This window comes from Paenibacillus sp. Soil724D2 (assembly GCF_001427935.1).
Lineage (GTDB): Bacteria > Bacillota > Bacilli > Paenibacillales > NBRC-103111 > Paenibacillus_E.
The window spans coordinates 236,028-260,548 of the sequence record NZ_LMRY01000001.1 but is presented as its reverse complement, the minus strand read 5'-3'; the positions used below and the strand labels follow the sequence as shown (position 1 = coordinate 260,548).

The following is a 24,521-nucleotide window of genomic DNA, read 5'->3' as shown; positions in this document are numbered from 1 at the left end:
GGTGAAGCGCTATGCATGAAAGGACGATTTTTCTGATCGACGGCCAATCATTCTACGCATCAATCGAAAAGGCCGCTCATCCTGAGCTAAAAGATAAACCGGTAGCCGTAGGCGATCCTTCACGCCGATCAGGCATCATTCTCGCGGCTTGCCCAGTCGCCAAGTTTCATGGAGTGACAACGGCTGAAAGGGTAGGTGAGGCGCTTGCTAAATGCCCGAATTTGAACATCATTCGACCGCGGATGCAAACCTACATTACCATATCCCTATTCATTACTGAGATCTTTGAGTCTTTTACTGATCAGGTTGAGCCGTACAGCATAGATGAACAATTTCTCGATGTTACCGGCTCTACTTCATGTTTTGGTTCTCCGGAAGAAATCGCACTGCAAATTCAATCTCGCGTGCTGCTATCAACTGGGGTCTGGACTCGCTGCGGGATCGGACCAACAAAAATATTAGCCAAGATGGCAACGGACAATTTCGCGAAAAAAAGACCTGAAGGTATCTTCAAACTAGGCTTTGACAATATTGAATCTGATTTGTGGCCGCTGCCCGCACACCAAATGTTTATGGTTGCATCGCGAATGACTCGTCATTTTATAAGAATGGGATTAAACACGATTGGTGACATAGCGCGATTGGAATTGGCCGAATTCAAACGACGTATGCGTTGGGAGATGGGAAAGCAAAGCGATATTCAAGCGGAGTACTATTGGCAGACGGCGCGGGGCATCGATCCTAGCCCGGTTGTACCAAGTATTCGTAACAAACTGAAATCTATTAGCCATGGTAAGGCGCTGCGAAGCAGCCTTTATCGTAAGCTTGAAGATATTGAGGTTGTGCTTTTAGAGTTGGTCGTGGAGGTCTGTCGCCGTAGTAGGAGACATAGATACATGGGCCATGTGGTGAGCGTTGGTGCAGCGGAGACCGATGGGGTACGGTCTACAGGGTTTAGTCGGCAGGTAACACTGCAGCAAGCTACGTCGCTCTCTCATGAAGTAGCGGCAGCAGTGCTCGGGATATTTCATAAATATTGGAGTGGAATGCCCGTAAGTCACTTGCATATATCACTCACACAATTGGTGGACGATAGCGTTTACCAGCTTACTCTATTCGAGGACCGTGAGAAAGCATACGGCTTGGAAAAAGCGACTGATGAAATCAAAGATCGATTTGGCAGCGCCGCTATTATGCGGGCATCCTCTTTATTAACGGCCGGAGTAGCACGAGAACGAGCGGAACAGATTGGAGGTCATTACAAATGAGCAAACTAGACGGTAATGAGCGTTGGAAATCAAAGATGCTACTCACCGAACATCAAGAGGAATATGAAAGTCGAAATGATCCCAAAAAAACGTCTCGCCCCACATCAGAGGAGCTCATTATGATTCGTGACTACATCTTACTACCCCACATGCTTACAATAGTACAAAAGAGCGTAGATGACATTAAGAGTAGTTCTAACCTTTTAAAACAGCTTTATCTAGCAACTGGTCAAGTGGTCATGAACAAAATAAGCAGAGACGTGTATGATATACGGCGTGAATTGACTAAGCGTAATATAAAAATCATCAGTGACGAACATGCGGAATTGGTCGTGTATCACCGTTTTCTATGTCGAGGTTATGAGGATCGTTTTGGGATGACTCGTGATGTTATGCGTTCGGAAATCAGTGTCCAGTTGAAAAAATATATAAAAGAAATTATCGGCCGAGTAGCAGATGAAAAATAACGAGAAGAATGAAAGCCCGTGGAGAAATCTTCCTCGGGCTTTCGCGAATTGACGTGAGTAATTCTTTTTCTCATAATGGAGGAAGAGTGTTGCAGCAGCTAAAAGAATTAGTTCTCATGTGGGAGAACCGTGCAAAGGAGAAGATGTGCACTAATGTGCGGACGCTATACGATCACCGTGACGCTAGAGGAGCTTATGCTTCATTATGATATTTATTACAAATATTCTGGAAGATACAGCCCCAGATATAATGTAGCACCTGGACAGCAAGTCATGGCTATCGTCCATGACGGGGAGAAGAATAAACTTGGCGAGCTGCGCTGGGGGCTCGTTCCTGAGTGGGCGAAGGACGAGAAGCTAGGCTACCAGATGCTCAATGCACGAGCTGAGACACTCGCGGACAAGCCAGCCTTCCGCAAGCCGTTTGAGCGTAAGCGCTGCCTGATTCCGGCAGACTCCTTCTACGACTGGAAAGGGACGGGTAAGCACAAGCAGCCGATGCGTATTATGCTGCGCAGCAAAGACATCTTTAGTATGGCAGGGCTGTACGACACGTGGACATCTCCGGATGGCACGCGTATTTCTACATGCACCGTCGTTACAACAGAAGCGAACGAAATGATGGCGGATATTCATGAGCGTATGCCGGTCATTTTGCCGAGGGAGATGGAGGCGGTTTGGTTGGATCGCAGTATCACAAACACCGACAGGCTACGACCATTATTACAGCCGTATCCGGCCGAGCAAATGTTTGCGTACCCAGTGTCGAGCCGAGTAGGCAATGTTCGCAACGACGATGAGATATGCATAGAACCGTTAAGCCTGCTCATATAGAAGAACTGGCTTTGAGAACAGAATGGGAGAGTCATAGCATGAAAGTACGTATGGCAATAAGCATCACACTTATATTCATTATTGTCTTTGGTGTGAATGGCTACATAGGTTGGCACGGTCAAGTCTTTCTATCCAACCAACTAGGTTCTTGGTTTCATCCAGCACTATACTGGGTTGTCTTCTGGATTATCGCTTTGTCATATTTATTAGCATGGGTAAGCTCGCGGGTGCTGCCTGCCGGCGTGTCCCGACTACTGAAAATTATCGGCTCCTACTGGTTTGCCATCATGCAATTTGGTATTCTACTGCTGCCGTTGACTGATTTGGCGATAGGCGTGTTCCATCTGGCATCCGTTCCTTCAAATACATACGTTCCGATTCTCGGTTGGATAAATGTAGGGATCATACTCATTGCTATGATTCGTGGTTCGTATAATGCACAGAGCCCTGTTATACGCAGATATGACATTACGGTTCCCAAAAGAGCGGGAGACTGGGAGCAGCTTCGCATCGCGGTAGCCTCCGACATCCATCTGGGCTCAATTGTCGGGAACCGCCATCTGCGTAAGCTTGTAGAGCAAGTCAATGGCTTGAAACCAGACTTGATTCTTTTGCCGGGGGATGTCATAGACGATGATATTAAGCCATTTATCCGTTACAATATGGGTAAAACAATGCGAGAACTGCAGGCTCCACTAGGGATTTATGCTGTGCTCGGTAATCATGAATACATTGGCGGACATATTCCTGCCTTCGTGGAACAAATGGAGCAGATCGGCATTCGTGTACTCATGGACGAAACCGTTCACATCAAAGAACGGCTGTACATCGTTGGGAGAAAAGACAAAGCGGCCGAGCGAACACCCGATGGACGTAAGGCGCTAGCTACATTGCTGGAGGGCGCAGATCTCAGACAACCTATAATCGTGATGGACCATCAACCCTACCACCTAGACAAAGCAGCCGATGCTGGTGTGGATGTGATGCTCTCAGGTCATACACATAGAGGCCAAATGGCGCCTAATCACCTTATAACAAGAAGGCTCTTTGAGCTAGATTGGGGCTACTTGCGCAAAGGTAACCTTCATGCTATCGTTTCCTCAGGTTTTGGTACGTGGGGACCACCCATTCGTCTAGGCAGCCGCTCAGAAATAATTGAACTCACCATTCATTTTAAAAGTAACGAGAGAGAAGAGGGTTAAGCAGCATGCAAGAGGCAGACAGAAAACAAATTACACCGATAGAACTAGCTGCAGCAATGATGCAGTTTACAATGAAAAGCATAGAAAATAGTTGGGACACAATGAAACCGATCGTTGCGGCCTACCTAAAAGATCCCATATTATCCGAGTCTAAAGAAGACGAATTATTAAGGGAGATATATATAGCAGCTTTAGCGTTGGAGATCTACTGCATTCCCTATGCTTTCGATGCAGACGTTGCACGTCTCGTCAGCTTAGGGATGGGTGAAGTGATGGGTTCAGATAACTTATCTGAGCATCACTTATCGGAATCCATCAGTCAGCACTATCTTCCGTATTTGGAAGCAGTCAACGCAACTGCTCCCACTGACCTAGCGCTAGCACTTGTCGAAGAAGCTGCGACAATCCTCTACGATCGACTCGAGCTTCCACTCAAGCCAGCTGATCGGGTAAACAGCCTGTTGTGGGTCAAGCTATTTCCCTTTCTTGTCCAGCTAGTTGGGAAATGGCCGATCCTATTTACTAAATTCGAAGTTAAGTAAGAGTCCTTTGAAATAACAGAACATAATTAAAGAATCAACATGCCCAAGTCAACGGAAATGTTATATCCTCTTGACTTAAAGGTAATAATTACGAATAATAGAAGAGGAATTAATTATGAGCAGGTTAGAAGCATTTGCTATCATACTGCTTGGCGGAGGTAGAAATGAGTATGGCAGCACACAAAAGAGTTACCGTGTATGTACTATCCGGCTTCCTCGGAAGCGGTAAAACCACCTTATTAACGAAGGCGATTGATCATTTTACCGAAGCGGGACGTAAGCCCGCGGTTATCATGAACGAGATTGGTGAAGTTAATCTGGATGGGCAGTTAATTGCCAATGAAGTCCCGATGTCCGAGCTGCTGGGGGGCTGCATTTGTTGTTCGAGCCGAGGTGATCTTGCGACGGCGCTCAAGGAACTTGTAACTGAGGAGCAGCCTGACCTGATTTTCATAGAATCGACAGGTATCGCTAATCCAATGGAAATCATCGATGAAGTAACAGATGCTTCGCTTATACTCCCGGTAGAGCTCAAAGCCGTCATCACCGTAGTAGATGCACCGCAACTGCTGGAGCTAAGTCGGACAAGTCGAGGCAAGACCTACCGGCTCATGCAGGAACAAATCCGTTGTGCGAACTTACTTTTACTGAACAAGGCAGACCTGTTACAGGAAGCAGCGCTTCAGGAAGTAGATGCTCTTGTACGCGAATGGAATCCATATGCATCTGTACACTATACCGTATTCAGCCAAATCGATATGAGACTCATCGAAATGCTGGAAGAAGAGCAAGGTCAGAAACAGCACCTTAACTCAAAACATAATGACACTAATAATAACGTGCAGCACAATGCCAACCATTATTATGAAGACCATCGTGAAGATCAACATGACACCAACCATGATCATGACGTCCACAACGTCACCCATTCGTCTGAGGATCATGAGCCGCATGAATCTCACGATAATCTGCATCATGACCATGAACACGCGCATGAAAGTCACCATCATCATTCTCACAATCATGTGATGGCGTATACGCACTTTTTTGAGCGGGCTGTAGATAGCAACGCATTCGAAGAATTTGTTAGTAAGCTACCGCAAGAGGTATACCGTGCTAAAGGAATTCTCAGTTTTTCTGATACCTCAAGTCGGTTCTTGTTCCAGTACGCCTACAGAGAAATGGATTTCGTCAAAATCACTCCCAAAGGCGATGTGCCGGACGTTGCCGTGTTTATCGGAGAGAACTTCTCAAAAGACGAAGTCCGAACAGAATTGCTCAGACTAGAATCACTTTCCGAAATAGCTGTCAAATAAGCAATTCAATGCCAAAAGAGTCCCGGCGACCAAGCTGAGGATTCTTTTTTGCTATGATCTTAGTAACATCCGGGTTGGGCTTAACCTAAGGAGGCACTGTATCCACTATCCCTTTGGCTCAGATTGATTAGCGTTACTTGTTACGTGGGTCATTACCTATCCTCTAACGTGGGGAATATGATGACTATCCCCTTGGCTCAGGTGTTGAAGGAAAGGGGAGTAAGGGAAGTAAAAGAAATCAAAGAAAGCGAAGAAAGCGAAGAAAGCGAAGAAAGCAAAGAAAGCAAAGAAAGCAAAGAAAGCAAAGAAAGCAAAGAAAGCAAAGAAAGCAAAGAAAGAAAAGAAAGAAAAGGAAAATAAAGGAAGGTGAAAGAAAGTGAAAGAAAGTGAAAGAAAGTGAAAGAAAGTGAAAGAAAGTAAAGAGAGTTAAAAAGTAAAGAGAGTGAAGAAAGCAAAGGAAAATAAAGGAAAGTAAAAGAAAGTAAAAAAGTAAAAGAAAGTAAAAAAAGTAAAAATAGTGAAGATAGTAAAGGGAGAGGAAGAGAAAGTAAAAGAGAGTAAAAAGAGAGAATAAATAAGAGTAAATAAGAGTAAATAAGAGTAAATAAGAGTAAATAAGAGTAAATAAGAGAGGGTGAGAGAAGAGAAGAGAGTGGTTAGAACCGGTAGTTAAATAATTTTTCATTAATGTCTAAGGAAACGCTTAAGTACTATCCTGGTACCTATCCCCTATGTATGTATGCCTATGCCTGCTATCCTCATTATCCCCACTATCCCTTTGCCTCAGGTTAAACTAAAGTAGCAAGGGTGTAGTGTATTAACTAAAATCCCACCTGTATTCTGCATTCGTATATCACCAATAAAACCAAGTGAGTGTTACCCCAACTTGGGGGGGAGTGAGAAACCAATTATCCTACAAGATAGGACACTTAAAGTTACATTAATATACTCTTGCTATTAGGATGAACATTACCCTATAAGATAGGATGCTTAAGGCTACATTGTTTTAATCTTGCTATTAGGGCACATGTGCGTGTTTTGGGAAGTGAAAAGGTTTAACCTGACATGAGGTACTGTGCATAAGTGTATCAAATGCTGAAAGATGGGGGCTTCGTGTAAAGTGAGATTTATCTTATAGCAAAACTCATCTAGGTAATATTGTAGATACTTTTGGCCAATGCCATGGAAAGTATTGTTAATAGATTTACCGGCCTGTGCAGCGAATGCAAGGAGAGCGCGGAATTTTTTTGAACTAAAGCGTCCAGTAATAAATTCGATGCTGTTTGTATGTGATTGGACATGTTGTTGGGTGAAATCCGATGTTGCGGATCGTTGAAAAATCTTTTCTTTTACATGTATTTTGGGAACAAGTTTGAGTTTGATATAGGAAGGTTCGCCCTGAATGTTAAGGGAGGAGCCTGCTAGAAGATAGTGTTCCTGTGGATGGTTGCGGAAGTAAGGGTTATATGGCTTTCCATAGACAGCCGAGTTTACTTGGATGACACCCGAGAGTAGTGTGCCTTGGTCGGCTGTACTTATGGCGTGACGAATTTTGTGGAGGATGAGCCAGGCTGTTTTGTAGGTGACACTAATAATCTTGGAGAGCGCGACAGCATTCGTGCCCTGTTCCGTACGCGCTATCAGAAAAATTGCTGTAAGCCATTTATGTAAAGATGTGCGACTGCCTGCCATTATAGTTCCAGCTGTAAGGGATGTTTGGTGATGGCATTGAAGACATTCATAAAGGGGGAGTCGGCGTGTAATAGTTATATAGGAACGCGAATGCCCACAATGAGGACATGAAAAACCAGAGGGCCATTTAACCGAAAAAAAATAATCTATACAGGCTTCTTCAGTGGGGAATTGCTGCTGGAACTGCTCCAGGGTGCTTGGTAAATGATAGTTCGTCTCCATTATGACACCTCAATTAAGTTGGTATGGAACATTTGTTCTTAATTCATTATACCGAATGTTTGTTCTTATATCAACTCTAATTCATAGAGTCAGGAGATTTAAATGAAAGTCTCAGAAAAAGTTCTGGTGGGGTTTAAATAATATTTAAAGGTAAGAAAGTCGTAAATTCGATCGGATCTTAGGACAAAGAATTCAGAAATGGATATATATAGACATAATGAGTGATGGGGATAGTGACTATATATGAGTTTGAAGTAGATGTATAGCTGAAGTTATTTCCTTTTTATGGAAATTGTAGTGTTGGGGTATTAGGTAAGAAGTTAGAAGTAGAGGTAAGAGGTGTGGATATGAGGTGTAAGGTAAGATGTAAGATGTAAGAGATAAGAGATAAGAGATAAGAGATAAGAGATAAGAGATAAGAGGTAAGAGATAAGAGGTATGACGAATGTATGTTGGTTAAATAAAGAACATAAAACAATTAGAATTAAGAACATGATGGAACTGCAGTATTGAATTTTAATTGAAAAGTAGCAAGGTGGAGAAAAAAACCATCAAGGATCATGAAGAGTGGTCCTGATGGTTTTTTGGTTTGGTTATCGTTAGTTGTGCTGACTAGTTAAGTTCTTTGAGCGGTTCGAAGTTTGGGTATATATACGGTGAGTCGGGGGTTGCGGTTTTTTCGATTTGGGTTGCTTTTATGGTGAAGATTTCGTTTCCGTTGTAGCTGCCGTTTTGGATGGTACCTGTGACTTTGACCCACATGTCTTTGGGGTAGTTTTGAGCGGTCGGGAAGTCAATCATGACTCCGTAAGGGGTAGCATCCGCGGAACAGCAGCTTACAGCAAAGCGTCCGACGACGAATTGGCTTTTGGGCATGTTCTCTTCGCGGTAGACGAAGCCGGTGAGTTCGATTTTTTTACCTATGAAGTTGTTTTTGAAAAGGTCAATGGACGAAAGGATTTCCATGTATATTTCTGGTTTTACGACGATGGTGTCTTTTTTGTATAGGATCATGCCGATTTTGGAAAAGTCTTCATCCCACTCGTTATCAGCGTGGAACATCTTTTGGAGCTCGGCATCGGATTTAGCGATTGTTGGAGTCTCAGTACTAGAAGCAGGAACAGGGCTGATAGCTGTGCTATTGTTAACAGGAGGAATTGTTGAGGGACTTGGAGCAGCCGCAGTTGCCTGGTTGGATGCCTTCTCCCCTGTTGAGGAGCCAGTATCGGTGATCAGGTCTGTATTTTGTTTGGCTATACTAGCTTTCGCAGCAGAGAGATTCATCCCTTTGGCAGCTACCATAGCACTACTTAATGCTGTATTAGGCAGCAGGAAACCTATTAACAGCGGAAGAATGAGCAGTCCGTAAGCAACTGTATTGCGCAAGGCTGAGCGGGAAACTGGTTGTTCACATTCGCAAGCAACTGGTTTGCCCCAGTAAGCACGCAGTGCCATGTAGCCTTGAAAGCAGGCGATGATGTAAAGGATAACGGAGGCGATTTTGACATAAATCATCATACGCGGAGCTATGTAGTATTGAAGGGAATCTGTCTTGGTGAGAATTACGATATAGCTGGAAAAACCAAGCAAAATTAACGTACGAAAGAAATAATGAAAACTTATTAATCGGACTTCGCTCATGTCAATTCCTCCTAATTTTATGACTTTAAAAGTTAGAAAAGCGTTCCAAAAGCAGTGAACAACCCAGCACGGTGATAAGAATTAATGCTGATAGTAGGAGTACGAATTTGGATTTGAAAACGGAAAGCATCATAAGTGTGCTTTTGAAATCAAGCATAGGGCCGAGAACTAAGAAAGTAAGAAGTGAACCAGACGTAAATGACGTTTGAAAAGATGAAGCGACAAAAGCGTCCGATGTGGAACATAGAGAAAGAATATAAGCGAAGCCCATCATAAACAAATGGGAACTGATAGGGCCCTGACCAATGGCAAGCAGGCTTTCGCGCTGCATAAAAATTTGAATCAGTGCGGTGAGCAGGGAGCCGAAGACGAGATATTTACCCATTTCGAAAAACTCATCAGAAGCATGAACGAAAAATGTATTTAACTTACTGGATATGCCGCTACCCTGGTGCTGATGACCCTCCAACGCTTCTTCACTTGAAAAGTTGGCGCGGCTTATGCGCAGCGGATTACTTTTGATAAAACGGTAGAGGATGAGTCCGATTATTATGGCAACAGCAAAAGCCAATCCCATGCGGGAATAAGCGATTGCGGGATGATTTCGGAAAGCCATAAATGTAGCAGCGAATACAATAGGGTTAATGATAGGTCCGGTTACGATGAAAACGACTGCGATATAGACGGGCATTCCTTTGAGTATTAGTCTTCGAACAACAGGAATCATGCCGCATTCGCACATTGGGAATAGGATTCCTAGAACGCAGGCGAACAGGATGCCAAGAAGAGGGTTCTTGGGAATGAAACGGCGTATGGTTTGCTCGGATACGAACGTTTGGAGCAAGGAAGAAAGCAATACACCTAGTAAAATGAAGGGAATAGCTTCTAATAGGATGCTGATGAACATGGTTTTGAAAGCTTGAATGCGTTCTGTTGTTAGCGGGGACAGTGTAGGCATGTCGTTGTTTAAAAGGATAAGCACAATTAAAAGGAAACAGATAGCGACTATAACATGCATGCTCGCTCGAAAGACAGTAGTGGGCATTGACGAAGACTCCTTAATCATAATTATTACTATTGTAACCTATGATGAATGAAAGGGGAATAGGACAACTTTGTTAAGGACGAGATGTTCGTCTACTTGACGTATGAGGTCCATTTGCTGCACTATGTTAATAGAACAATTTATGACAGAGGGGTAATGCAAGTGGGCACTCATACGCATACGATTGACGAGATGCTAAGGGCTATGGCTCAGCAAGGGTGGAGAATTACAGAGCAGCGCAGGAGCTTGGCAACGTTATTCGCTGAATCCGGAAGTTATTTGTCGCCAAAAGACGTTTATGAATACATGAAAGTTAAATATCCTGGTGTGAGCTTTGACACCGTCTACCGTAATCTTCGATTGTTGAGTGAGATGGGTGTTCTGGAGCAGTTTCACTTGGCGGATGGCTTGAAATTCAAGGCGAGTTGTTTGTCTCATCATCATCACCATATGATCTGTATCAGTTGTGAAAAGACGGTTACCTTCGAGTTCTGTCCGATGAAGCTGGTGAAGGATTTGCCGGAGAGTTTTGAAATTCAAAGCCATCGTTTTGAGATATTTGGATACTGTTCAGATTGTAAGTCGGGCATTTCTCCCTCTTCGGAGTTGCATTAAAAAGTCATGGAATGTAAAAGCAGTCTGCTGAAGGTGAACTCAGCGGAACTGCTTTTTTTGGTATGTATTGCTTTTATAGTTGGGATTCCGTTAATCGCTTTTGCCAGTCATCTTCGAGGGTTTTTGCATCCAGATCCATACCTATGAGTACGAGATAAGGCGTTCCCTGGAAAGTGGTCTGCTGCCAGTTCGTGCGTTTGCCTGCGAATTGCATAACAAAGGATTCGTGCTTAGCGCCAATCATCAAATAACCTTTCGCGCGAAGTAGTAGGGAGCCCCATTTTGCTAAAAAACGTTCTACAAAGCGCTGTGACAAGGCAAGGTCTTCATCCATAGGGATTGTAATTGTTTGAATACGTGAGAACGATGGGTTATGTTTTGATTTCTCGCTTGACGGCTGTGCAGGTTTAATAGCTTGAAATTGAAACTTTTTATTAAAATTGGACGAGACGGTGGATTGTGATTCTTGTGGACTGAGAGTGCCGAAAATAACCTCTAAATCAAATTGACTATGTGCGGTTGGCAGTATTAGGGAGCGTTCATTGAATTTGCGAATTGTTTTTTCGATAGATCTCTGTTGTTTATCAGTAATTAAGTCGATTTTGTTCAGAATAAGAAGATCCGCAACTTCCATCTGTCTGCGAAGTGTATGGACAAGCTCTCGGTCCGAGGCGAAAATACTGTTATATTCAAGCACGTTTTCGGCGTCAAGTATGGTGACGACTTTATGTAGTTTCACATGAGAAAGTAGTGCAGGCTCGGTCAATGCATCGACGATTTCCTCTGGGTTGGCAACACCGGTTAATTCAATGAGAATGACGTCAGGCTTGCGCACTAACAGTTGTTTAATGGAATCATTAATATCACTTTTCTTACTGCAGCAGATGCAGCCATCGAGCAGTTTGGCCATGTTAACATCAGGTGAGGCTTCTTGGAGGAGATGGCCATCTACATCTTGTTTCCCAAGCTCATTCATAAGAACAGCCGGGTTGAGATTAAAGGAGGCAGCTTCTTCAAGCATGCGGATGAGCAGTGTTGTTTTGCCGCTGCCTAGAAATCCACTCAGTACGATAACGGGAACTTTGCTCAAAAAAAGGACTCCTTCGTCTTGGGATTAAAAAGTAATTATTACGAATTGAATTGTAGTATAAAAAAGGGCAGGCTGCAAGATGGTTATAATAATTTTCTACCTTGAGTGCTTAGGAGGCTATGTTATAATAAAGCCATCTTGAAGAACTCGGAGGTACCCTTTGACGATGAAGTATGTAGCCTAACTTTTTCTGCTAAAACGAAAATGTTCGTTGATAGGCAGACTCTACGATTGTGCAGGTAGAGCGAGTGGGATACGTATGTCTAAAGGGGCTGACTCCATTAGGGGTTGCTGTTCTTTGCATACCAAAATCATGACTTGTTCTTCCTGACCGTAGGCGATTGCTTGCGGTTTTTTTGTATTTGAATTTAAAGGAGGAAATGAGTCTATGACTTTACTAATAAAAGCAACGAATGTGATGAAGGAATTTGCAGGGAAACCACTTTTTGAACAAGTGGAGTTGGAAGTGAATGCAGGGGAGCGGATCGCGATCTATGGCCGCAATGGCATAGGAAAGACGACGCTGCTTCGCCTGTTGGCAGGGACGCTGGAGCTGGATAAAGGCAGTGTGGAACGCAGGCTGCGGCTCGATCAGTGGGGATGGATGGGGCAGCAGACAGAGGCTGATGAGGCGGTGTCCACACACGCCTATGTCGAGGAAGGCTGCCCAGAGCACTGTGCTGCGAAGCGTCGCTTGAAAGAGCTGGAGGCGCGGATGCAGGATGCGGCTGCTCCTTGCATGGAGAGCTTGCTTGCCGACTATCAGGAGGCGGCAGAGCGATACATGGGGTTGGACGGCTACCACTGGGAAACCCAAGTGGAACGGAAGCTGCTGCAGCTCGGACTCGGCCGCGAGCTGTGGGATCAGCCGCTCGGCCAGCTGAGCGGCGGGCAGAAGACGCGCGCCCAGTTAGCGCGTCTGATGGTGCGCGAGCCGCAGCTGCTGCTGCTCGACGAGCCGACCAACCACCTCGACGCGGCGTCGCTCGAATGGCTCGAAGCGTGGCTTCGAGCCTATCCGGGCACCGTCGTGTTCGTTTCCCACGATCGCCATTTCATGGATCGTGTGGCGACCTGCCTGGTCGAGCTGACGCCTACAGGTAGTCGAAAATACCGGGGCGGGTATACGGAGTACACCCGCCAAAAAGAACTAGAGCTGCGTACGCAGGAGCAGCTCTATCGCAAGCAGCAGCTTCTGCGGGAGCAGCTGGAGGAGAGCATTCGCACGTATCGGCAGTGGTTCCATCAGGGCGAGAAAAACGCTCGGGTGGCTGAGGTGCCGATACAGCGCGGGTACTTTCAGGCGCGAGCCGGCACGCATGTGTCGCGGATGAACGCGAAGATGAAGGAGTTGGAGCGCCTGGAAGGGGACCGAGTGGAGAAGCCGCGGGAAGCGGCGCACCTGAAGGTGAAGCTGAGCGCGAGCGACTTCGCTTCACGCTCGCTTGTGCGCATGGAGCGGGCCGCGTTCCGCTACGGCGAACGCGAGTTGTTCGCTGAGCTGAGCCTCAGCGTAGACCGCGGCGACCGTTTGGCCGTGCTCGGCCCCAACGGCTCAGGCAAAACGACGCTGCTCAAGCTGCTCGTCGGTGAACTGCAGCCCACTGCCGGCAAGGTGCGACAGCACCCGCAGACGTCGATCGGCTACTTCTCGCAGAAGCTCGAACATCTCGACGATGGCGAGACGCTGCTGGACAGCCTGCTGGCGCTGCCTGCCATGACGCAGACCCAAGCCCGCACGATTCTGGGCTGCTTCCTCTTCTCAGGCGAAGAGGTGCGCAAGCGCATCGGTGATTTAAGCATGGGCGAGCGCTGCAGGCTCGCCTTCCTCAAGCTTTACTTCAGCGGCGCGAACTTGCTGGTGCTGGATGAGCCGACGAATTATTTGGATATTGATTCTCGGGAGAGAATTGAGCAGGCGCTGCTCCGCTATCCCGGCGCCATGGTCATCGTCTCGCATGACCGCTTTTTCCTTCGTAAGCTGGCGACAAAGCTATTGTGGCTGAGCGCGGAGCGCAGCCCAATCGCTTTCTCAGGCACTTACGATGAGTATGCGGAGGCGAGCTTGGCGAGTGAGAGCTCGCCGGAGCTGCTGGCGCGAGCCAATGAAAGGCGCCAGCTGGAGTTAACGCTGGCGCAGCTCATGAGCGAGGGGGCGTGGAGCCCCGAGAACGCCCCTGCGCAGCTTCAGATCATCCGAGACATCAAGACGAGGCTCTCGGAGCTGCAAGAATAAGTGGATAAAAAGAATAAGCCGGGTGCGCACCCTCAGGATGCGCTTTCCGGCTTATTTGCTTTTTGCGACGTGAAGCAGCTCAGGTACGGTTACAAACGTGTAACCAGCTGCTTTGAGCTTACTAATCAACGGTCCGATAGCCTGTACCGTACCCGACAAATCCTGACTGTCAGCACCTCCGGAGTGCTGAAGGATGATAGAACCAGGCTTCGTTTGCTGCATGATATTATTCAGCACCTGATCGGAGTTCAGTGATTTCCAGTCAAGGGAATCGACATTCCAGTTCACGATCAAATAATGGTGGTCAGCGATCCATCTGACCTGCTCTTCGTTAATCGCGCCATACGGCGGGCGGATTAGCTTAGGTGCATAGCCGATTAAGCCTTGCAGCACGCTCTCTGTGCTCATAATCTGACTCTGGAATTTGTCCACCGTCAGCTTCGGCAGATTCGCATGACTGTAGGAATGATTCCCAATGATATGGCCTTCTTTGACAATCCGCCTAATCATATCAGGGTGGGCGTTAGCTTGAGAACCAAGTACGAAAAAGGTTGCTTTAACTTGGCTCGCTTTAAGCGCATCAAGCACTTTTGGCGTAAATCGGGTGTCAGGCCCGTCATCAAAGGTTAGCGCTATTTTCTTTTCCTGTGCAGAGCCGCGTACCTTGAAGGTATCTGGATATTTTACGACCAGTTGAGAGAGTGTAAGCTTTTTCTGAGAAATTCTAGCTTGGCCTTGATTTTTTTGAACAGGAACAGAAGGTTTCTTAGAAGACTCTGGATGCACTGCTGCTTTTTTTGGGCTAGGTTTGGGTGAAGGTTTGGGTGTTAAAGCAGCAGGTGTTGCTTCTGGTTGAGCTGAGGACGTGGGTGTTCCAGCAGAAAGTGGACTATTCATGCTCCTCGGACTCGCAAGTGGCTCAGTATCAATTTCGTCGTTGCTGAGACTAGAATCTGTTGTTAAATCTTGTTCTTCTACATGAGAATTTTGTGTAGAGCGTTGATCGTAATAAGGCTTATTTTTGGACACACCGCAGCCTGTCGCTAGCAAGCCTGCGATGGCGATGGACCAAAGCCATTTGGTCATGGCAATCCCCTCCGAGCATTATGAATATGCTCTAGCTTTTGTTAAGAAGGGACATCCTATCCAGTGAAAATAACGGTATCAATAGACACAATACCCTGCAAGAAATATCCCGTATGAACTATTTTGAATCATGGACCGTCTTTACATATACCCAAGCAGTACTTGCAGCAAGAAAGGAGAGGATTGAGTTCATGAAAGCCTTGATAAGCAACAACAAATTAGTTGTACTGCTGGTTTTTCTGCTGTGTGCAGGTTGCTTTCATGAGGAAGCCTCAACTCCTTCTCCGAATCTAATGACTTCTACAACTCAAAAACGTGACAATGATTTTTCGGTCTTTGCAGGTGAAAAAATTGGCATTCAAGATCAAGTTCAACCTATACACTTAACACCAACCAAAGCAATTTCATTCGTGGATGAGCTTCATGGATATGGTGTCGCTTCGGGCGCCCGCGATCTTCAATTCTTGAAATCCAGCGACGGTGGAATAACCTGGCGGGCTCTGAGTGGATTGCCTCAAACGATCATGCCGAGCGCGATTTCTTTTTTTGATTCTCTAACGGGTTGGCTGCTTGCCAGTGAATCGTCTGATGAAAAATCAGAACTTCGATTAACCTTAGACGGTGGTCAAACATGGGAGGTAATCGCACAGGACTTACCTGGATTAGAGACTAGGGGAGAAGTGCCGTTTTTTCGCTTTTTTGACCGACATCGAGGGTTGATTGCGTTCCAGAGTGGTAAAGTCATGATGCTCCTTCGAACACAAGATGGGGGTTTGACTTGGTCCGCATCAAGCCGCATCTCAATGCCAATAGAAGAGAAGGGCGTGTTTACGTTCCGTTCAGCCATTGAGGGTTGGTTTATTGGGCCCAGTAAGAAGGATAAAGAAGTATCGATGCTGTATCATATGACAGACGGGGAGACATGGCAAGAAACAGGCAAGCTGCCGAGTTTCCTTGCGCCGCGGGCCATTACTTTTACTGATTCAAAAAATGGGTTCATCCTCTTGCATACGAATCCTCAAAATAATGAGAAAGCATGGCAATTCCTTCGGACATTTGATGGAGGCAAAACGTGGAGCCAACACGAATTTCCTAGCACATTCCAGCCGCTAGCTGCGAGTTTACAATTAAGTTTTCCTACAGCGACTAGTGGCTGGCTTTTGGATGCTAGGGATTTGTGGCGAACGACAGACGGAGGGATGAACTGGCGTTTACTAACGTCATAAACCTCTTATATGATTTTCTGAAAGGTAACGATATCGAGAAATTGGCCCCATTTAAAGCCAACCTCACGGAAATGAGCGCACTGTGTATAGCCATTTTTCGTAAACATATGAATACTAGGTTTATTATCCGCGCAAATTGTAGAGATCAGAGCGTGGAAGCCGCGCTCTTTGGCGACCGTTTCTATGTACTGAATGGCTGCGGAGCCCAATCCTTTGCCCGTGCATTCTGGATGCAAATAGATCGTCACTTCCCCGGTGGTATCATAGGCTTGCTTTTTCTTATGCGGCATGACTTGCACATATCCTTGAAGGCTCCCGTCCCAAGTTATCACATAAGTTTGGTAACGCGGGTTCGGATGAATAACACTCTCCGTAAATTCTGAGATCTCTACAGGCTCCGTGTGAAAAGAAACAGTCGTATGCACGACAAAATGATTGTAAATATCCATTAGAAGGGGAATATCGGACTCTTCTAATTTTTTAAATGATAGGGTAGACATGGTGTAAGCTCCTCGCTGTGAGATTTAGACAACATATTCCCAATATGTTCCACGGAAGAAGCTGAAATCCTTTTTAAAAAGGACAATTCGAAATAGACATCTAATCATATTCCATGTATCTTAGATATATTGTCTTACTATTCATAAAAGATAAAGTTGAACCATCGGAAATAGGGGGAGTCACATGTCGGGCAATTCAAGCTACATTCTCGTGATCGTCATTGGCGTAATCGTACTCGCTGGTCTTACATTCATGAATCTTCGCAAAATAAGTAGATCTACTGCGGATCTAACCCAGCTCAAAAGAAGAACACTTCTCTGGAGCGAAATATCACTTGCGCTTTTCGTTCTGCAATTTTTCTTCCGTGATCGTGAAGGAGGGTTCCTGCTATTCTTTGGAATTCTCACCCTATTCACAGGAGCGCATTATCTCGGCGTATTGTATTATTCACGAAAAAGAAGCAACTAAAGGCGAAGAAGCTCTCCTCAGTAGTTCTACTACTAAAGGAAAGCTTCTATTTATATTCCTGATTTTCTACAATTTAAATTCATGCCTGTTATTCGTTCCAACTCGATGGCTGCGTTTTTGTCGGCGTCTTCCATTTTTGATACCATTTCTTCTTTTTCTTCTTCTCCATTAACGTTCTTAATTGCAGCATGACCAGCTTGGCCCTGTCTTCATCCGCATATTTGTTGCGCAAACGTTCAAAAATTGTGTGATCTTTCATAGGATACCTTCTTTTCTGACTGTAAGATGAATGCGAAATAAACAGAATGTATGTTCTTGTTTCTATCATATCACATGAAGTGTGTAGGAGGGAATACAAGGTTTTGAAAATTCATTTAGGAATAAAATAATGAAGGAGATATGTATGGATAGATTGTTGAAATTTTTATTGAAAAGAGTAAGGATGAAGGTAATGAAATCATTTACAATGGAATTACAAGTGCTGATATGTTTATAAGGGCGGATTGGGAAAAAGAAGATTACACTATCAATATGACGCTTAGTAATAGTGGGACAACAAAGAAGAATAAAACATTTATAGATATATCAATTAGAAAGAATGGTATAGAATTTACTGGTTCTAAATAAAAAAAGCCGCACTTAGCGGCTTTTTTTCATTTAATCGTTTTGAGTTGAGATGAAATGAATGAGTCCCACAAACACTAAAAAGATAACAAGGCCCAGCTTTCGCGATCACCTCAAGGGAGAGGAGAGAAAGTGCTTTTGCTAAGGGTTAGTCTCCATTTTTTTGTATTTAAAGAATAACATTAATGTGGCGCCGAACTCCATTTAAAACAAATCTGCAGATTAAGGAAAAGCTGTATCATGTCAACATTCCTAGCATAGTATGTAGGAAGGTGGTGATGATAAATGACATTTACACTTGCAGACTGGATGATGTACACCATGTGGGCCATATTTGGATTAATGATCATTGATTTTCTAATCGCCTTTTTCCAATCCTTTTGGAAAGGCTCTTTTGACCCAACTTTTGTATTAGGTTATTTGAAAGATGTTCTATATTATGTCCTGCCATTAGAGATTGTTTTATCCTTGATTCCAGCTGATCCTACGGGGTGGACTCTTGTGATTTTTTATTTCGTTGGAGGTATCGCAGTAATTCTCAAGTATGTATTGGACATTAAAAGAAAATTTCAATAATAAGACTGTGGCCTTCCTTCATGGGAGGCCTATGGTTTTCATAGAATAATACAAACCGTCTTAAAGGAAGTGAGTCCATGAAGAGATATCAGTGGATCAAGTGGCGAACATTCATCCTATGGGTCGCAGCGCTCGTCTTAACCGGCATACTGTTATGGGCAGGAGGACCGACATCTTGGAATATCGCATTGACTATTATCGGTATTGTGATGCAGCTGCTCTTTGCCATCATGTTCATGATTGTCCAGTTCGTAGCCCTTTTTTGGTTCCTAGCTCGTGGACGCACGTATTGGATTCTGCCTGGAGAGACTGGGGCCACTTGGGATGACTACCGGGGAAACCCCGAAATCGTTGAGAATGCCAAACGGATCGTCACCCTGCTCAAAGGCGTAAAGGAGTTCAAGGAAATGGGTGGTGAGGCGATCAGAGGCTTGCTGCTCTGCGGTCCTCCTGGCACCGGTAAGTCCTACCTGGCTCAGGTGATCGCTAACGAAGCGCAGGTGCCTTTTGCTTATGCCTCGGCTCCCAGCTTTCAGAACATGTTCTTCGGCGTCGGCAACCTGAAGGTAATGGGCCTCTACAAGAAGACCCGGAAGCTGGCGACTGTGTATGGCGCCTGCATCATCTTCATCGACGAGATTGACGCGATCGGGATGAGTCGCCAGGCGGGAGCAGGAGCAGCAGGAGGAATGTTCGGCATGGGCGGCGGCTCTGGCCTGCTTAATGAGCTGCTCTTACAGATGGACCCGCCGAACATCGACAACTCCAAGATTTCCAAGATGCTTCGGTCGCTGGGGCTGCGTCGCAAGAAAGCAGAGCGGCCGGCGGTGCTGACAGTCGCTGCGACCAACCTGCCCGATGTACTCGACCCTGCACTGCTCCGGCCTGGCCGCTTCGACAGGCAGCTTTGGGTCGATACCCCTGACTATGATGGTCGGGTGGACGTCTTCCAATACTATCTCCGGAAGGTGAAGAGGGACTCTACGCTAACTCCGGAAGCAGCAGCGCTCGATACGGTCGGTTACAGCCCTGCGCAGATCAAACATATTGTCAACGAATCGCTTGTTATCGCCCACCAACGGGGGGCCCAGGAAGCCAGTTACGAGGACTTCCGTGCTGCCATGGAAACCTATGAGTGGGGACTCAAACAGCCGCTCCGCTCCATGAGAGACGACGAGAAGCGGAATGTCGCCTACCATGAGGCCGGTCATGCGGTGGCCCAGTACCTATTGAAGCCTCACGACCGGGTCTGGAAAGTGACGATCATCCGCCGGGGCGGCGCGCTCGGTCTCGCTGCCACCAAGCCGACGCATGAACGGTATAACCGAAGCGATAGTGAGATATTAGCGGAGATTCAAGTCTGTCTGGCAGCTCGGGCGGTGGAAGAGGTGTATTTGGGGAAAAAATTAAACGGTGTCACCTCCGACCTGCAGCAAGCTACAGAGATGGCCGGTGCCTACCTCGGTATGGTAGGTATGGGCGATGAGCTATTCAGTTGGCTTGCGACGGGCTCTCGTGCCGATGCACTCAAGGCACTCCGGCCAAAGATTAACGAGCTTCTGAAGGATCAGATGCTCCAAGTAAAGAATTTAGTAAGGGAACACGTCGACTTCGTCCACGCCATTGCATCGGAGCTGCTAAAGCAAGGCGATCTAACCGGCGAGGAGATTGAGCAGATCTATGTACGGCTGTATGGCCGTAGTCGGCCAGAGGCAATTGAGGTAAAAACCCAGGCGGTTATTGATTCCCTGGCACAAGTTGCTCAGGAACACCGGCTGGAGGAGGACGCCAACGAAACGAAGGATTCCGAATAAACATTCGATTTATCTTTCTTTTTAGTATAACTGAATAACACTATCTAATAAGAAGCATACAGAAATAAACCCTTATAGAAAAATAAGGGTTTTTAGCAATCTGTATTATAAAATAATAACGGCGACCGCTTGCGCGATCGCCTCATGGGAGAGGAGAAACCGGACGAAGAACTTATGGGGAAACGTAAGTCTTCTCCGCGGTTGTCTACGACATTCTCTGATGTCGATAGTTCAAGGATGACCGTTTTACGGGAAATTTATACATCATAGGGATAAATTTTTTGTGTCCGATTAGAGCTTGTGGTACGATAGCAAAAGAATGAGCCAGCTAGAAGGGGAATACGTAAGATGAGAGTGATTTCAGGCACCGCCAAAGGCAGGCCGTTAAAAGCTGTACCCGGTACCAGCACGCGGCCAACAACGGATAAAGTGAAAGAAGCGATCTTCAGTATGATTGGTCCTTATTTTGATGGAGGACAGGTACTTGATCTATTCGCAGGTACAGGCGGACTCGGGATTGAAGCGCTCAGCCGCGGGATGACTAAGGCTGTCTTCATTGATATCGAGAAGAAAAGTATTGACACGATTGGGCATAATTTAGTAACCGCAGGTCTCAAGGACCAAGCTGAGATCTACCGAACCGATGCTGCTCGTGCTTTGAAAGCATTAGCGAAGCGGGAGCAGCAATTTGAACTCGTTTTCCTCGATCCTCCGTACAAAATGAAATTTATCGCGGAGCTGATAAGTACGATGGAAGAGCAGTCGATCGTTCCAATGAATGCCACGATAGTTGTGGAGCATGATGCTAAGGATGTTCTCGAAGATACCATCGGAGGATTTAAGCAGCAGCGAAGATCCGATTACGGAGATACCGCTGTCACGATTTACAAAGGATCAGCAGAATAAATATGAGCAAGTTTTTTAAGGAGATGAACAGCATGATGAGGCAAGAACACGGTATTACAGTTGCCGTTTATCCAGGCAGTTTTGATCCTGTTACACATGGCCATCTTGACATTATACATAGAGCGGCAAAAGTGTTTGATAAGTTGATTGTAGCTGTACTGAATAACACTTCCAAGAATCCTCTATTCACATTGGAAGAACGGATGGAGCTCATTAGGAAGGTGACCAAGGATCTGCCGAATGTGGAGGTGGATGGTTTTAGAGATTTAATGGTTAATTATATGAAAGCTCGCAATGTGCGACTAATTGTTCGTGGACTTCGGGCGGTCTCGGACTTTGAGTATGAATTGCAGATGGCTTCTACGAATCACAAGCTAAATCCAGATGTAGAAACTTTCTTTATGACTTCGAAACCTCAGTTTTCGTACTTGAGCTCAAGTATTGTGAAGGAGATTGCTAAGTTTCACGGGCCAGTGGAAGATCTAGTTCCGGCTGAGGTGGAAGAAGCGTTGAAGAAGAAATTCCCTCGAATCTAATGGAATTACGAATCAATAGTTTTCTTTTTGAAAGTTCTCAGGACCGTTGAAATCATCATCATCAAAGTGAATAATAGTAGGAACTGCGTCAGCATAGGTCCCCATAGGCCCCATGCCGATTCGCCGTTCAGTGGAAAGGCAACAGTAGGATATTCGCTTTTGGCTTTGTCTAACCATAGAAAGCTAGGCTCAGAATCCAGCAAAAGCAGCTGCAGTGGCTTCCAAAGCAGAACAGTTACTACCAACGCAAGTACAGCATGAAGAGCACGGGACTGAAAGAAGAACAGATAACGAGCATCAGTTTTTTGATGAAAGCCTGCTACTTGCGCGTGGGCAGACAAGCCTCCCCAGCCAAGAAAAGCGCTTAGGAGCGCCATTTGCGGAAGTAAGGAGAGGCCTTGTGCTTGGCTAAAAGCATAAGCGCCCAGATGAATTTCCAGAATCCCCTTGAGCCACTGAGGAGTGATATCGGTGTGGACATTCATAAAAGCAAGTAAATAGTGTATGACGGGTTGGAATACATCCGTAAGATGAGTTATGTTGACGACATTAATCAGTACGGAAAAAATCATCATATATCCGCCAATTAGCATTAAAGTTTGCACAGAAGAGGTTACCGAATCCCCAAGCAGCTTACCGAACGGACGTCCATCGTGTAAATAAGCTTGGCGCATCGTTGATAAGGAGAGTTTCAAGACGGAAGCGGATGTTTGATTATTAGGCCGCAAGGTGGCTATTTGGAGTTCTTGGGAATCAGCTAAGGGCTGCTGTGCTTTTCTGGAATTTCTCATCAGGAATCCTGTTAAAATAGCGGAGGTATAATGGACGACCGCAAGTATGAAGCCCAGCTTTGTGCTGTGCAGAAAGCCGACGCCTACGACCATAATCAGGAATAAGGGGCTGCATAAATGGGACAGTGCCGTTAATCGTTCTGTTTCTGTTTGGGAGATGAGGTTTTTTTCCCTCAGGGTAGCTGTAATTTTGGCTCCGGTAGGAAATCCTACTATAAGACCTGAAGCTAGCGCCCACCCACTTACACCGGGAAGGCGGAATACAATTCTCATCAGCGGCTCTAAAAGAATGCCTATCCCTTGAATAACACCAAAACCGATTAATAGCTCGGTCATAATGAGAAAAGGCATGAGTGCCGGAAATACAAGCTTCCACCAAATTGTAAGTCCCTCGAGCGAAGACTGAAATGCTTTGTCCGGGAATAAAATGACAGACACGACTACAAGGGCAGCCAAAGACCCCAGTACCAGCGTTGTGAGTTTGGAGTTGGATCTTACATTCTTGGGCTGCATCATATCACCTCGTCCTTTAAACATGCTTCAATTGTACGCTAGAGCATGCGGGTTTAGACCAAGCTTTCGCTTGGAGGTAAGGCAAGAGACATCTACTTGTATTAGGCATCAGGAAGGGGAACCTGCATGGAGAACGAAGAAGAGAGTACGATTCGTACATGGTCGAATGATTCGTATCGATATCCGAAAAGATCGGCGACTAGGCGCTATTTAATATCCGCGATTGTCGGAGTTGTCATTGTTTATTTGTTGTTTTTTGTAAGACTTCCATTTTTTATATTCATGCCAGGGACTGCGGAAGAAATTAAACCGATGGTGACGATCCCCAAAGGCTCTGATGACGAAAAAGGGACGCTGATGTTAACCACAGTACGAGTTGCCGATGCCAACATGGTTAATTATTTAATCGGACTCGTACATCCGTATGAAGAGATTCAGCCCAAAACGAGTGTTTTGCGTAAAGGTGAGTCGGAACAAGAGTATTCACAGCGCCAAGAGTATGTTATGTTGACATCCCAAGCAAGTGCTATTCAAGCGGCCTATAAGCAAGCCAAAATCCCCTTTCATATCAATCATGAAGGAGTTATGGTACTCCAGACGCTGCCTGGCCTATCGGGAGAAAAGGTTCTCAAATCAGGAGATGTGCTTTTAAAAGCTGGAGATAAAGAAGTGAAGGTCGCGCAAGATTTACTGGACTCACTTAAAGGGAAAAAAGCGGGGGATACAATTTCTATCACGTATTCGAGGAAAAAAGTCGAACAGCAAGCTACGCTGACGCTTGGTGCGCTTCCTAAGCAAGAAGGCGAGCAGGGCGAACCGCGGGCAGGTATTGGCGTTGTACCGGCCGATATGCAGGCTGTAAAAGCGGACCAGGAGGATCAACAAGTATCCATTAAGGCTGGTGAGATTGGCGGTCCTTCGGCGGGATTAATGTTCTCCTTAGAGATTTACAATCAACTAGTGCCAGATGATATTACCAAGGGTTATCGCATTGCGGGGACAGGAACGATTGAAAGCGACGGCACTGTAGGTCCAATTGGCGGTATTCAGCATAAAATCATTGCCGCGGATCGGGAAAAGGCCGATTATTTCTTTGCACCTAAAGATGTTACTTATAAAGATGGTACCAAAATCGAGAATTACACAGCAGCTGTCGAGAGGGCCAATCAAATTAAGACCAAAATGAAAATTGTTGAAATCGGCACAATGGAAGATGCACTCAAATTTCTAGCAGCATTGCCTCCGAAATAAGCTAGATTTAGTAAAAACAATATAATTTAAATTGACAAAAGGCATTCAAACTGGATATA

24 protein-coding genes are annotated in these 24,521 nt (G+C 45.6%); 16 read left to right on the top strand and 8 right to left on the bottom strand.

Annotation, left to right across the window (positions count from 1 at the left end; translation table 11 throughout):
- The first annotated feature begins 11 nt into the window (after positions 1 to 11).
- The 7 genes from ASG85_RS01270 (at position 12) to ASG85_RS38825 (ending at position 5,989) form a co-directional block, all read left to right on the top strand.
- Positions 12 to 1,268, top strand: a complete 1,257-nt coding sequence (locus ASG85_RS01270) for a DNA polymerase IV (protein WP_060645158.1) — start codon at positions 12 to 14, stop codon at positions 1,266 to 1,268.
- Positions 1,265 to 1,735, top strand: a complete 471-nt coding sequence (locus ASG85_RS01265; RefSeq protein ID WP_060645157.1) for a hypothetical protein — start codon at positions 1,265 to 1,267, stop codon at positions 1,733 to 1,735. The genes ASG85_RS01270 and ASG85_RS01265 overlap by 4 nt, the downstream gene beginning before the upstream one ends.
- Positions 1,736 to 1,888: 153 nt before the next feature.
- Positions 1,889 to 2,569, top strand: coding sequence for an SOS response-associated peptidase (locus tag ASG85_RS01260; RefSeq protein WP_057303576.1), 681 nt, complete (start codon positions 1,889 to 1,891; stop codon positions 2,567 to 2,569).
- 38 nt (positions 2,570 to 2,607) lie between these two features.
- Complete coding sequence (locus tag ASG85_RS01255) at positions 2,608 to 3,771, top strand: metallophosphoesterase (protein ID WP_057303565.1); 1,164 nt, start codon at positions 2,608 to 2,610, stop codon at positions 3,769 to 3,771.
- A gap of 5 nt (positions 3,772 to 3,776) precedes the next feature.
- Positions 3,777 to 4,313, top strand: a complete 537-nt coding sequence (locus ASG85_RS01250; protein ID WP_060645156.1) for a hypothetical protein — start codon at positions 3,777 to 3,779, stop codon at positions 4,311 to 4,313.
- Positions 4,314 to 4,483: 170 nt separating this feature from the next.
- Complete coding sequence (locus ASG85_RS01245) at positions 4,484 to 5,629, top strand: CobW family GTP-binding protein (RefSeq protein WP_060645155.1); 1,146 nt, start codon at positions 4,484 to 4,486, stop codon at positions 5,627 to 5,629.
- A gap of 192 nt (positions 5,630 to 5,821) precedes the next feature.
- Positions 5,822 to 5,989, top strand: coding sequence for a hypothetical protein (locus ASG85_RS38825; protein ID WP_235550055.1), 168 nt, complete (start codon positions 5,822 to 5,824; stop codon positions 5,987 to 5,989).
- A 636-nt stretch (positions 5,990 to 6,625) separates the two neighbouring features.
- Here ASG85_RS38825 and ASG85_RS01235 read toward each other — a convergent pair.
- From ASG85_RS01235 to ASG85_RS01225, 3 genes are all read right to left on the bottom strand, one after another.
- Entirely contained in the window at positions 6,626 to 7,543 is a 918-nt protein-coding gene (locus ASG85_RS01235; protein ID WP_063860115.1) for a transposase, read from the bottom strand.
- 612 nt (positions 7,544 to 8,155) lie between these two features.
- On the bottom strand, positions 8,156 to 9,184 hold the full coding sequence (locus tag ASG85_RS01230) for a TIGR03943 family putative permease subunit (protein WP_057303569.1): 1,029 nt from the start codon (positions 9,182 to 9,184) through the stop codon (positions 8,156 to 8,158).
- A 25-nt stretch (positions 9,185 to 9,209) separates the two neighbouring features.
- Positions 9,210 to 10,229: a permease gene (locus ASG85_RS01225; RefSeq protein WP_057303570.1), complete on the bottom strand. Its 1,020-nt coding sequence runs from the start codon at positions 10,227 to 10,229 to the stop codon at positions 9,210 to 9,212.
- 156 nt (positions 10,230 to 10,385) lie between these two features.
- Here ASG85_RS01225 and ASG85_RS01220 point away from each other — a divergent pair, with 156 nt between their 5' ends.
- Positions 10,386 to 10,844 (top strand): Fur family transcriptional regulator, encoded by a 459-nt coding sequence (locus ASG85_RS01220; RefSeq protein WP_036634240.1) that lies wholly within the window; start codon positions 10,386 to 10,388, stop codon positions 10,842 to 10,844.
- A 73-nt stretch (positions 10,845 to 10,917) separates the two neighbouring features.
- On the opposite strand, the gene ASG85_RS01215 is transcribed toward ASG85_RS01220, so the two are convergent.
- Positions 10,918 to 11,934: a CobW family GTP-binding protein gene (locus ASG85_RS01215; protein ID WP_060645152.1), complete on the bottom strand. Its 1,017-nt coding sequence runs from the start codon at positions 11,932 to 11,934 to the stop codon at positions 10,918 to 10,920.
- Between the two features lie 388 nt (positions 11,935 to 12,322).
- On the opposite strand from ASG85_RS01215, the gene abc-f reads away from it, so the two are divergent.
- Complete coding sequence (gene abc-f / locus ASG85_RS01210) at positions 12,323 to 14,170, top strand: ribosomal protection-like ABC-F family protein (protein WP_060645151.1); 1,848 nt, start codon at positions 12,323 to 12,325, stop codon at positions 14,168 to 14,170.
- Positions 14,171 to 14,221: 51 nt separating this feature from the next.
- Here abc-f and ASG85_RS36585 read toward each other — a convergent pair whose 3' ends face one another.
- Positions 14,222 to 15,256 carry a polysaccharide deacetylase family protein gene (locus tag ASG85_RS36585; protein ID WP_063860113.1) on the bottom strand — a complete coding sequence of 345 codons (1,035 nt, stop codon included), beginning with the start codon at positions 15,254 to 15,256 and terminating at the stop codon, positions 14,222 to 14,224.
- Between the two features lie 191 nt (positions 15,257 to 15,447).
- Here ASG85_RS36585 and ASG85_RS01200 point away from each other — a divergent pair, with 191 nt between their 5' ends.
- Positions 15,448 to 16,482, top strand: a complete 1,035-nt coding sequence (locus tag ASG85_RS01200) for a WD40/YVTN/BNR-like repeat-containing protein (RefSeq protein ID WP_060645150.1) — start codon at positions 15,448 to 15,450, stop codon at positions 16,480 to 16,482.
- A gap of 5 nt (positions 16,483 to 16,487) precedes the next feature.
- Here the strand turns inward: ASG85_RS01200 and ASG85_RS01195 are convergent, their stop codons facing one another.
- On the bottom strand, positions 16,488 to 16,982 hold the full coding sequence (locus ASG85_RS01195; RefSeq protein ID WP_057303574.1) for a GNAT family N-acetyltransferase: 495 nt from the start codon (positions 16,980 to 16,982) through the stop codon (positions 16,488 to 16,490).
- A 184-nt stretch (positions 16,983 to 17,166) separates the two neighbouring features.
- Here ASG85_RS01195 and ASG85_RS01190 point away from each other — a divergent pair, with 184 nt between their 5' ends.
- Positions 17,167 to 17,451, top strand: a complete 285-nt coding sequence (locus ASG85_RS01190) for a hypothetical protein (RefSeq protein WP_047672726.1) — start codon at positions 17,167 to 17,169, stop codon at positions 17,449 to 17,451.
- Positions 17,452 to 17,539: 88 nt separating this feature from the next.
- Here ASG85_RS01190 and ASG85_RS37530 read toward each other — a convergent pair whose 3' ends face one another.
- Positions 17,540 to 17,710 carry a hypothetical protein gene (locus ASG85_RS37530; protein ID WP_156396368.1) on the bottom strand — a complete coding sequence of 57 codons (171 nt, stop codon included), beginning with the start codon at positions 17,708 to 17,710 and terminating at the stop codon, positions 17,540 to 17,542.
- A 650-nt stretch (positions 17,711 to 18,360) separates the two neighbouring features.
- Here ASG85_RS37530 and ASG85_RS01185 point away from each other — a divergent pair.
- From ASG85_RS01185 to coaD, 4 genes are all read left to right on the top strand, one after another.
- Positions 18,361 to 18,651: a hypothetical protein gene (locus tag ASG85_RS01185; protein ID WP_057301664.1), complete on the top strand. Its 291-nt coding sequence runs from the start codon at positions 18,361 to 18,363 to the stop codon at positions 18,649 to 18,651.
- A gap of 77 nt (positions 18,652 to 18,728) precedes the next feature.
- Positions 18,729 to 20,465 carry an AAA family ATPase gene (locus tag ASG85_RS01180; RefSeq protein WP_082562020.1) on the top strand — a complete coding sequence of 579 codons (1,737 nt, stop codon included), beginning with the start codon at positions 18,729 to 18,731 and terminating at the stop codon, positions 20,463 to 20,465.
- 348 nt (positions 20,466 to 20,813) lie between these two features.
- Complete coding sequence (rsmD, locus tag ASG85_RS01175; RefSeq protein WP_060645149.1) at positions 20,814 to 21,371, top strand: 16S rRNA (guanine(966)-N(2))-methyltransferase RsmD; 558 nt, start codon at positions 20,814 to 20,816, stop codon at positions 21,369 to 21,371.
- A gap of 32 nt (positions 21,372 to 21,403) precedes the next feature.
- Positions 21,404 to 21,907: a pantetheine-phosphate adenylyltransferase gene (gene coaD / locus ASG85_RS01170; protein WP_029195317.1), complete on the top strand. Its 504-nt coding sequence runs from the start codon at positions 21,404 to 21,406 to the stop codon at positions 21,905 to 21,907.
- 5 nt (positions 21,908 to 21,912) lie between these two features.
- On the opposite strand, the gene ASG85_RS01165 is transcribed toward coaD, so the two are convergent.
- On the bottom strand, positions 21,913 to 23,214 hold the full coding sequence (locus ASG85_RS01165) for a nucleoside recognition domain-containing protein (protein ID WP_156396365.1): 1,302 nt from the start codon (positions 23,212 to 23,214) through the stop codon (positions 21,913 to 21,915).
- Between the two features lie 123 nt (positions 23,215 to 23,337).
- On the opposite strand from ASG85_RS01165, the gene ASG85_RS01160 reads away from it, so the two are divergent.
- The gene (locus tag ASG85_RS01160; RefSeq protein ID WP_060645147.1) at positions 23,338 to 24,462 is read left to right on the top strand and encodes a SepM family pheromone-processing serine protease; all 1,125 of its coding nucleotides are present in this window, start codon (positions 23,338 to 23,340) and stop codon (positions 24,460 to 24,462) included.
- The last annotated feature ends 59 nt before the right edge of the window (positions 24,463 to 24,521 follow it).